The 11,234-nt window shown below is 69.2% G+C and carries 5 protein-coding genes; all 5 read left to right on the forward strand.

From position 1 onward, the window contains the following. Positions 1–31 precede the first annotated feature (31 nt). The gene (locus GZ64_RS0110845; protein WP_136053500.1) at positions 32–6,103 is read left to right on the forward strand and encodes an Ig-like domain-containing protein; all 6,072 of its coding nucleotides are present in this window, start codon (positions 32–34) and stop codon (positions 6,101–6,103) included. Positions 6,104–6,146: 43 nt separating this feature from the next. Continuing rightward, complete coding sequence (locus GZ64_RS0110850; protein WP_029258893.1) at positions 6,147–7,118, forward strand: AAA family ATPase; 972 nt, start codon at positions 6,147–6,149, stop codon at positions 7,116–7,118. Beyond that, positions 7,118–8,380: a DUF58 domain-containing protein gene (locus tag GZ64_RS0110855; RefSeq protein WP_029266522.1), complete on the forward strand. Its 1,263-nt coding sequence runs from the start codon at positions 7,118–7,120 to the stop codon at positions 8,378–8,380. Before GZ64_RS0110850 ends, GZ64_RS0110855 begins: the two co-directional genes overlap by 1 nt. Next, positions 8,377–10,773, forward strand: coding sequence for a transglutaminase family protein (locus tag GZ64_RS0110860; protein ID WP_036331423.1), 2,397 nt, complete (start codon positions 8,377–8,379; stop codon positions 10,771–10,773). The genes GZ64_RS0110855 and GZ64_RS0110860 overlap by 4 nt, the downstream gene beginning before the upstream one ends. Further along, positions 10,770–11,234: RDD family protein (locus GZ64_RS0110865; RefSeq protein ID WP_029266526.1), on the forward strand; the 465-nt coding region annotated here is incomplete at its 3' end. The genes GZ64_RS0110860 and GZ64_RS0110865, both read left to right, overlap by 4 nt.

Consider the following 11,234-nt stretch of genomic DNA (forward strand, 5'->3'; position numbering starts at 1 on the left):
GGGGGAACCGGGAATGAAGGCGTTGTCATGGATGCGCGCACGACCGAAGACGCTGGCGTCGGCCGCCGGCGTCACCGTCGGCGTCATCGCCATCACCACGATGGCTTTCACCTATGAGGGATTCCCGACCACCAAGGTCGATCTGAACGACGGCGGCGTCTGGATCACCAAGACCTCGAGCCTGCTCGTCGGGCACTTCAACAACGAGTCGACCGTCCTCGACGGTGGCCTGCGCACCACGGGTGAGAACTACGACATCCTGCAGGACACGAGCAACATCCTCGTCGTCGATGAGAACGCCTCGACCCTGACCGCCGTCGATCCGGCACGCGTCTCGCTCAACGACTCCGCGAAGGTCCCCTCCTCCTCGAAGGTCGCGCTGGGCAACCGCACGGCCGCGATCCTCGACCAGAAGACCGGCGAGCTCTGGGTCGTTCCGGCGCAGGGTGTCTCCTCCTTCGAGGCCGAGGTCAACGAGCCGGTGGCGGAGCTGGGAGCCGGTGCCGACGTGGCGGTGGCCAAGGACGGCACCGTCTTCGGACTCGCGCCGGAGCGCGGCGAGGTCGTCACCGTCCCTGTGGACAACGAGGGGGAGGCGCTCGACGCCTCCGCAGCCTCGGTCGGCGAGCTCGATGCGGCCGCGAAGCCGACCATCACAGCCGTTGGACGCACACCGGTCGTGCTCGATCGCGCCGCCGGGGTCGTGACCTCGCCCGGTGGCATGCGCACCGAGATCCGCGGTGCCGACAAGGCGGTCCTGCAGCAGTCGTCCGAGAACACCGACGCGGTGGCGATCTCGACTGCGAACGCCCTCGTCAGCGTCCCCCTCGACGGCAGCGAGCCGACCGAGGTCGACGCGGGGGGCGACGGCACCGCGGCCGCTCCCGTCTGGCTGCGCGGATGCACCTACGGCGCGTGGGCCGGCACGGCGACCTTCATCCGCGAGTGCCCGGGCACGACCAACGACGTCAACGCCCAGGTCGAGGGCGCCGAAGACGCGAAGAGCCTCGTGTTCCGTGTCAACCGCGACGTCATCATCCTCAACGACGCCGTGGGCGGCGCGGCCTGGCTGGCCAACGAGAGTCTGCAGCGCGTCGACAACTGGAACGACCTCACCCCGCCGGAAGGCGAGACCGAGAACGAGGACGACTCGACCGAGGAGACCGTCGAGACGACTCTCCCGGAGCGCAAGGAGGAGAACACTCCTCCGATCGCCGAGGACGACACCTTCGGCGTGCGCCCCGGTGTCACGACCATGCTCCCGGTGCTCGACAACGACAACGACCCCGACGGCGACGTCCTGGTCGCCACGCTCGCCGAGGCCCAGCCCGCGATCGGCACGATCCAGCAGGTGCAGAACGGCGGATCACTGCAGATCGCGGTCGAGGAGGGCGCGTCCGGCTCGACGACGTTCACCTACGAGGCCGATGACGGCCGCGGTGGCAAGGACACGGCGGCCGTCACGCTGACCGTCTTCGACAAGAGCGTCAACACCGCCCCTGTCCCCAAGCGCAGGACGACCTTGACGGTCGAGACCGGCGGCACGATCTCGTACAACATCCTCCCGGACTGGATCGACCCGGAGGGCGACGACGTCTACCTCAAGGACGTGGTCGCCGCTCCCGGAGACGAGGTCGACTTCAACACCGACGGTCAGATCACCTACAAGGCCACGGCGAGCCAGCAGGGGCACAAGGAGGTGCAGGTCACGGTCGCCGACGGATACGGCGAGACGGCCACCGCCACGGTGATCCTCGACGTGCGGCCGGAGGGCTCGACGAAGCCGAAGACCAACGCCGACCACGTCGTCACCCGCGTCGGCGAGCAGGTCACGGTGGCGCCGCTCGCCAACGACACCAGCTCGGGCCGAGAGCTGCTGCGTCTCGGGCGCGTGAACGAGGTCCCCGGCGCGACCATCGTGACCGACGGCCCCAACAAGACGTTCACATTCACCGCCGATGCCCCCGGCACCTACTACGTGCTGTATCTCGCGACCGCCGGTCCCGAGAACGGCGAGGGGATCGTGCGCGTCGACGTGCTGGAGGCGAGCGAGACGGATCTGCCCCCTGTCGCCGTGCGCGACGTGGCGCTGCTGCCGACCGGTGGTGACGTGCTCATCGGTGTGCTCGCGAACGATGTCGACCCCGCCGGCGGCATCCTCGTCGTGCAGTCGGTCTCGATCGAGGACGACTCCGGCGTCTCGGTGTCGGTCATCAACCATGAGACCCTCCGTATCACCGACCAGGGATCGCTCACCGATCAGGCCCGCATCAAGTACCGGATCTCGAACGGTTCCAAGTCGGCCGAGGGCGAGGTCGTGGTGATCCCGATCCCCGCGCCCGACCAGCTCCTCCAGCCGGTCGTGAACGACGACACCGCGATCGTGCGTGCCGGCGACGTCGTCACCATCCCGGTGCTCGACAACGACACGCATCCGAACGACGACGTCATGCACGTCGTGCCCGAGCTGGTCGAGCCCCTCGTCGACCCGGAAGACGGCGAGGCGTTCGTCTCGCAGGACACGATCCGCTTCAAAGCCGGACCCGTCGCGAAGACGGTCTATCTGACGTATGAGGCCGTCGACTCCCGCCAGCAGAAGGACGCCGGCTACGTCACGATTCAGATCCTCCCCGTCGACGCGGACACCAACGCCGCTCCACGCCCTCAGGATCTCGTTGCGCGCGTGCTCGCCGGATCCACCGCGAACATCGCCGTGCCTCTGGACGGCATCGACGCCGACGGCGACTCGGTCGAGCTGATCGACATCGCCTCCAGCCCCACGAAGGGCCGCATCACCGAGACCGCGCAGAACTACTTCACCTACGAGGCGTTCGACGACTCCTCCGGTGTCGATGTGTTCCGCTATCGAGTGCGCGACCGCCTCGGCAAGGAGGGCATCGCCACGATCCGCGTGGGCATCGCTCCGGGCGAGCAGGTCAACCAGAGGCCCTTCGCGGTGAAGGATGCCGTGGTCGTGCGACCCGGCCGTGAGATCTCGGTACCGGTGATGCTCAACGACTCCGACCCCGAGGGCGACAAGATCAGTCTCGTCAAGGACGGTCTCGAGGTTCCGACCGACACGGGGATCACGGCCCGCGTCTCGGGTGACCGCGTGCTGGTGCAGGCGCCGAACCGCGAGCTCGAGACGTCGCTGCAGTACACGATCCGCGATGCGCGGGGCGCGGAAGCCACCGCGGCCCTGCAGATCACGGTCGACGAGGACGTGCCGTTGCAGGCGCCCGTCGCGCGAGACGACCGCGTGCGCCCGACCGACCTCACCGACGGCACGATGAGTGCCGACCTCGACATCCTCAAGAACGACGAGGACCCGGACGGCACGACCGACCGCCTCAAGCTCGCGCTCGGTGAAGGCGCCACGCAGCTCGAGAACGGCAAGGTGCGGGTCACCGTGACGGAGAACCTGCAGCTCATCCGCTACACGATCACCGACCAGGACGAACTGGCCGCATCGGCCTTCATCTTCGTTCCCGCCGAAGCGGACCTCCGGCCGATCCTCGACTCGACGAAGCCGCTCGAGGTCATGAGCGGCGAGACCAAGGAGATCCCGCTCTCGAAATTCGTCACCGTCGCCGGCGGCGGTACGGCTCGGATCACCGAACACGCCAAGGTCACCGCCGTGTATGCGAACGGTGACGACCTCGTGAAGGACGAGACGACGCTGGTCTACACCTCGGCCGACGGGTACTTCGGACAGGACTCGCTCACCTTCGAGGTCACCGACGGCACGGGCCCCGACGACCCCGAGGGCCGCACGGCGACGCTGAGCATCCCGATCAACGTGCTGCCGCCGGAGAACCAGCAGCCGGTGTTCACGGGGGCAGAGGTCATCGTCGCCCCGGGGGAGAAGGCGTCGACGCTCGACCTCGCTGCGCTCACGACCGACCCTGATCCGGAGGACGAGGGCACGCACAGGTACAAGTACGTCAGCGGCGCCGGCAAGGGCATCACCGCCAAGATCGATGGCTCGAAGCTGCTCGTGGAAGCGTCGTCGGATGTCGAGAAGGGCACGGTCGCCTCGCTCAAGCTCGAGATCACCGACGGAACGACCGAGGCGGTCGAAGGCACCGTGACCGTGCGCGTCGGCGCGTCGACCCGCCCACTGCCCGCGGCCAACACCGACACGATCTCGGAAGCGGATCAGGGCAAGAGCATCACGGTGCCCGTGCTCGCGAACGACTACAACCCGTTCCCGGAGACGCCGCTCAAGCTGATGACGGCCGCCACGGAGTCGGGCTCCGGCGGCGCGGCCGTCAAGGGCGATCAGGTGGTCGTCACGCCCGACCCCAGCTTCGTCGGGACCATGGTCGTGCGCTATCGCATCCAGGACGCGACGAAGGATGCCGAGCGCGAAGCCAACGGGCAGATCATCGTCACGGTGCAGGGTGTTCCGGACGCGCCGGGAACCCCTCTCGTCTCGAGCGTGCAGGACCGTACCGTCGTCGTCTCCTATGGGGCGCCGGCGAACAACGGCGCCGAGATCACGAAGTACACGGTGAAGTCCGTCAGCGGCAACCCGTACTCGAAGGAGTGCCGCTCCACCACCTGCACGCTGGACGGCTTGACCAACAACGTCGAATACACCTTCCAGGTGACCGCGACGAACCGCGTCGGCGAGTCGAAGCCGTCAGGCTCGTCGGCGGTCGCCCGTCCGGACGCTCGGCCCGACACCCCGAACCCGCCGACCCTCGCCTTCGGCGACAAGTCCCTCAAGGTCTCCTGGGCCACCCCGACAACTCCCGGATCTCCTGTCGAGAGCTACACGCTGGAGATCTCCCCGGCTCCGCCGTCCGGGGTCTCGCAGAAGCAGGCCACCGGGAACTCGATGACCTGGGAGGGGCTCGAGAACGGCGGCATCTACCAGGTGCGCGTGCAGGCTCACAACCGCGCGCCCGAGCCGTCGAGCTGGAGCGGCTGGTCGGCGTCGGAGGTACCGGCAGGTCCTCCGATGCCCGCGGCCGCCCCCACCGTCGCGCAGCTGCAGGCCGTGGGCAGCCAGGCGCAGATGCAGGTGAGCTGGGTGCCGGGGAATCCCAACGGTGATCCGATCGACTCCTTCGAACTGCAGGTATGGGAGGGCGGAACGCTCCGCAACACACTCACCCCGGGGGCGTCCATACGGTCGCAAGCGGTCTCGGTCCCGACATCAGAGGTGCCGTACACCTACCGCATCCGTGCCCAGAACAAGGCGGGCTGGGGCGACTGGAGCCCCATGTCGGCACCGCGCCGCGGTGTGAACAAGCCCGACGCTCCTGTTCTCTCGGCCGTCACGCCGGGCGATCGCTCGCTCACTCTCACCTGGTCGCGGAGCGCCCTCAACGGCGCGAAGACGACCGAGGTGCAGTACCAGTACTCGATCAACGGCGGTAGCAGCTGGGCGGCGATGCCGGGCAACAACGTGGTCACCGGACTCGCCAACGGAACCAACTACAACGTGCGGGTGCGCGCGGTCGCGACGGTCGACGGGTCGACGTACGCGAGCGATCCCTCCGGACAGATCGTCGGCAACCCGTACGGTCCGCTGAAGCAGCCGGCGGTCAGCGCTTCGCAGAACCCCACCAGCGTCACCTTCAACTGGGACGCGGGGCCCGCCGCGAACGGCCGCTCCATCAAGACCGTCCGCATCCGCATCGACGGCGGCGGCTGGCAGAACGTCGGCGCCAGCGGCAGCCGTACGGTCGGCGACGGGTACAGCCAGCGACACACGATCGACGTCGAGGTCACCGACCAGGCAGGCCAGCAGATCACCCGATCCGCGGAGCAGACGTCCGGACCGAAGCCCGACCCGCGCGCCTGGGTCACCTCGACCGGAAACGCGAACGGACAGCCCAACTGCAACGACGGCACGTGCGCATACTTCTACCTCACCGGCCGCGGCTTCCCGGCGAACTCCAGCATGTGGGTGCAGTGCGCCAGCAACGCGCCGCCTCCCTACGGCGGCACATTCGGCGGACGGACCGTCACGACCGACGGCAACGGCAACATCGATCAGCAGCTCGGCTGCTACCTCGGCATGCGCCGCGGGACGATCGAGGCCTGGGTCGTGATGGACGGCAAGGAATACGAACACAAGGTCTGGCAGTGATGCCGCGCGACACCTCTCCACGAGAACAAGGAACGACACCCTCATGACAATGACCCCCGAGCAGGCCGCCTGGTTCCAGGGCACCTTCCAGCGCCTCGTCGAGAACATCGACAAGGCCGTGCAGGGCAAGCAGGAGATCGTCGGCCTCGTGCTGGCCTCGATGCTCGCCGAGGGCCACGTGCTCCTCGAGGATGCACCGGGAACGGGCAAGACCAGCCTCGCCAAGGCGCTGGCCGCGACCGTGCAGGGCACCAGCGCGCGCATCCAGTTCACGCCCGACCTGCTGCCGTCCGATGTCACCGGCGTGACGATCTACGACCAGCAGTCGCACCGCTTCGAGTTCCACAAGGGCCCGATCTTCGCGTCGATCGTGCTCGCCGACGAGATCAACCGCGCATCGCCCAAGACCCAGTCGGCGCTGCTCGAGGTCATGGAGGAGTCGCGCGTCACAGTCGACGGCGTCACGCACGAGGCCGGTCGCCCGTTCCTCGTGATCGCGACGCAGAACCCCATCGAGCAGGCGGGCACCTACAAGCTGCCCGAGGCGCAGCTCGACCGCTTCCTGATCAAGACGTCGATCGGCTACCCCGACCTCGCCGTGACCGAGAGCATCCTCGCCGGTGCCTCTGACCGCAACCCCTCGGCCGGCCTGTCCGCGGTCATCACCACGAGCGCGGTGGCCGATATGGCCGACCTCGCCGCGACCGTGCACGTCGAGCCCGCCGTGCTCCGCTACGTGGCCGAGCTCGCCGAGGCCACGCGCGAGGACGGCGCCATCCGCCTCGGCGTCTCGGTGCGCGGGGCGATCGCGATGGTGCGCATGGCCAAGGTGTGGGCAGCGGCCCAGGGGCGCCACTTCGTGCTTCCCGACGACATCAAGGCCCTCGCCCGCCCGGTCTGGCAGCACCGCCTGCTTCTCGACGCCGAGGCCGAGTTCGCCGGCACCAGCAGCGACACCGTGATCGCCCGTGTTCTCGACGCGGTGGCAGCGCCTCAGGCCCGAGTGGCGGCCTGATGACCGCGGAGGCCCTTCCGGCGTCGACGCCGCAGATGGAGCGCGACGCCGGTTGGCGTGACATCGCGGCCGTCCTCGGTGCGCGCGCCCTGACGCGCCTCCGCAAGATCACCTCCGCCATCCGCCCGCTCGCCTGGGTGCTGATGGCCCTCGCCGTCGGCTTCTGGGTGCTCGGCCAGACCGCCGGATGGGCGGAGTTCACCATCGCCGCCGTCGTCATCGCGATCGCCGTGGTCCTGTGCGCGCTGTTCCTCATCGGCCGCACCGCCTACGACGTCGCGCTCGACCTCGCCCGCACCCGTGTGGTCGTGGGAGAGCGCGCGGTCGGTGCCCTGACCCTCGCCAACCGCGGCACCAGGGCCATCCTCCCGTCTCGTGTGGTGCTCCCCGTCGGTTCCGGACGCGGCGAGTTCGGCATCCAGCGACTCGCGCCGGGGGAGGAGGCGGAGGAACTCTTCGCGATCCCCACCCAGAAGCGCGGCGTGGTCAAAGTGGGGCCGGTGAGTGTCGTCCGCGGCGACCCGCTCGGCCTGTTCGAGCGGGCTCACCGTCGTGACGACCCTGTCGACCTCTTCGTGCACCCGCGCACCGTGCTGTTCGACGGTCAGTCGCTCGGCTACCTGCGCGACCTCGAAGGGCTTCCCGCAGCGGATCTGTCTCGCGACGATGTCTCGTTCCACGCCCTCCTGGAGTACCAGCCGGGCGACGACCTGCGTCACGTGCACTGGCGGTCGACGGCCCGCACCGGCACCATGATGGTCCGGCAGTACGAGGAGACCCGACGCTCGCACTTCGTGATCGGGCTCTCGCGCTCGCTCGCCGACTACGCCACCGAAGACGACTTCGAGCTCGGGGTCTCGGCTGCGGGGTCGATCGGCCTGCGCGCTCTGCGCGACTCTCAGCGCGTCGACATGCGCGTGCAGGGCCGGGAGCTTCCCGCGGGCACCGGCAAGCAGCTGCTCGACTCGCTCTCGGCCGTGGAGAACAGCAAGCCGAAGGAGGGCGGCATCGCCGAGCTCGCGGGCGTCGTGTCCGCCACCATGCCGTTGGCGAGCGTGGTGGTCCTGGTCTGCGGCGCTCGGGTGAAGTCCGACGATCTCCGCCTCGCGTGCGCGCGTCTGCCGTTCGGTGCCCGTGTCCTCGTCGTGGTCGCCGACACCACGGCCTCCGCCCCGGCGCTGCGCCGCATCGGCGATGCCGACGTCGTCACGGTGGGTGCGCTCGAACAGGTCCCGCTCGCTCTGCAGAAGGTGCTCGCATGACCGGGTCCTCCGCCGCGTTCGGCGACCTCCCCCTCCGCCGTTGGATCCTCGACCTGGGAGCGACGGCGCTCCTGGTCCTCACGGCCCTCGTGGGCTTCTGGCCGACGTTCGCCGGTCCGTCGTTCCTGCCAGCCGCCATCGGTGGAATCCTGATCGGCCTGGCGATCGCGGTCATCACGACCTGGCGTCATTGGGGCATCCTGATCATCGCGGGTCTCACGATCGCCGCGTACTTCGTGTTCGGCGGAGCTTTCGCTCTGCCGCAGACGTCGATCCTCGGCTTCATCCCGACCATCGAGACGCTGCAGAAGCTCGCGCTCGGGACGGTCACCGCGTGGAAGCAGATGCTCACCACGGTCGCCCCCGTCGCGGCGGCCGACGGACACCTCGTCGTCCCGTTCCTGCTGGCGCTGGTCGTCACCACCGTGACCGCCTCCCTCGCGCTCCGGCTGTCGCAGGTGGCGTGGGCCCTGATCCCCGCCGGCGTGCTGCTCATGCTGGTGATCGCGCTCGGCACGCCCGAACCCGCGTTCCCGCTCGTGCAGGGACTCGTGTTCGCGGTCGTGAGCATGTCGTGGCTCGCCCTTCGCCAGTTGTGGGCACCGCAGAACACGGCGATCTCCGTCAGCGAGGTCGATCCCTCCCGCGCCGCGCACATGCGCACCCGGCGTCTGCTCGCCGGGGTGGCCGTGTTGGCGATCGCCGGCGGCGCGGGGGTGGCAACGAGCGCCGTCGCGAACCCGGCGCAGCCACGACACGTGTTCCGCGACGTGATCATCCCGCCGTTCGACATCCGGGATTACCCGAGCCCCCTGCAGGCGTTCCGGAAGAACGTGCGCGACGAGGCGGACCAGACGCTGTTCACGGTGCAGGGCCTGCCCAAGGGCGCGCGCGTGCGCACCGCGGTCATGGACCAGTTCGACGGGATGGTCTACAACGTCACCGACGGCGGGCCGACCTCGTCGAGCGCCTTCAGCCCCCTGCGATCGAACATGTCGCCGGATGCCGAGGGTGTCTCGGTGACGCTCAACGTCGAGATCGGTGCGTATCGCGGAGTATGGATGCCCACCGCGGGCGAGCTGTCCGAGATCAGGTTCTCCGGCGACGATGCCGAGCAGTTGCGCCGCGGCACCTACGTGAACACCGAGACGGGCACCGCCGTCTCCACCACGAAGCTGACGAAGGGCGACGAGTACACGGTGGATGCCGTGATGCCGAACGTACCCGACGACGAGCAGCTCGCCGAGGTGCCGTTCGGCAAGGTGTCGATGCCGAAGCCGAGCAACGTGCCGGAAGAGCTCACGGCCCTCGCCGCCGAGACCATCGCCGGTGCCGAGACGCCGATCGAACGGGTGCGGGCCCTCGAGAACTTCCTCTCCAAGGAGGGCTTCTTCAGCCACGGGCTCGAGGGCGAGGTCATCTCCCGCGCCGGCCACACCGCCGAGCGCATCTCGACGCTCGTCGGCGGGGAGCAGATGATCGGTGACGACGAGCAGTACGCCGTCGCCATGGCGCTGCTCGCCGGGCAGGTCGACATCCCCGCCCGGGTGGTCATGGGCTATTACCCCGACGAGGACAAGGCAGGCGAAGCCACGTTCGCCGCCACCGGCGACAACGTGCACGCCTGGGTCGAGGTCAACTTCGAGGGACTCGGGTGGATGGCGTTCAACCCCACCCCGCCCGAAGACCAGGTGCCGAACGACCAGAACACCAAGCCGCGCGTCGACCCGAAGCCGCAGGTGCTGCAGCCGCCCCCTCCGCCGCAGGAACCCGTCGACCTGCCACCCACCCTGCCCGACGACCGCGAGGCCGAGGACGAGAGTCTGAACCTCGCGGGCATCATCGGGGCGATCCTCGTGATCGGCGGCATCTCCCTCGGAGTGATCGCACTGCTGGCATCGCCCTTCATCGTGATCGGCGCGTGGAAGGCGGCGAAGCGTCGTTCCCGCCGCGCGGCCGCGCGCACCGCCGACCGCATCAGCGGCGGCTGGGACGAGCTCACCGACCGTGCCGTCGACTACGGCGCCCGCATCCCTCCCGGAGGCACGCGGATCGAAGAGGCGGCGGTCGTGGCGTCGTCGCTCACGGTCCCGCAGGTCACCGCCCTCGCCGAGCGGGCCGACGCCGACGTGTTCGGCCCCGCCGAGCCGAGCCCGGAGGATGTCGAGTCGTTCTGGCACGAGGTCGACGACATCGTCGGCGGACTGGGCAAGGAGGCCGGCTTCTGGAAGCGCCTCCAGGCGCGACTGAGCGTCCGCTCCCTGATCGGCGGCACCGCCATCTCGAACGGATTCCAGAACCTGAAGGACGCGGCGGCCGTGCGCGTCCGCCGCGAACCTGGCACCATCAAGAACAGCACGACGCCCCCGTCCCCCGAGAGCGAGACCTCATGACGCAGCCCGCGCCCGACCAGATCGCGCCGGTCTCCCGTCGCGCCGTCGCCTATCTCATCGACGCCTTGATCGCCGGGGGCCTCGCGATCGTGCTCGGCGGCGGACTCCTCGTCGCCGTGTCGCTCGCCGGCAGCGTCGAGGCCGGCCTCGGAGTCCTGCTGATCGGCGGCCCCGTGGTGAGCCTGGTGCTGCTCGGCTGGTTCTTCGTCTACACGGTGATGCAGGCGGGGGCCGGCTCGATCGGCATGCGCGCTCAGAGTCTGAAGCTCGCCTCGGCCGCGGACGGGAGTCCGCTCGGCTTCGGACGCACGCTGCTGCGCAACGTCATCTTCGGCCTCGCCGCCTCCGTCGTCGTGGGGTACTTCACCCCGCTCTTCGACGGTTCCGGACGGTTCCAGGGATGGCACGACAAGGTCGCCGGATCCCTGATGCTGGACGCGCGGGTACCGGCGCCCGTCGGG

The organism is Microbacterium sp. Cr-K32 (genome assembly GCF_000708345.1).
GTDB classification, from domain to species: Bacteria; Actinomycetota; Actinomycetes; order Actinomycetales; family Microbacteriaceae; genus Microbacterium; species Microbacterium maritypicum_A.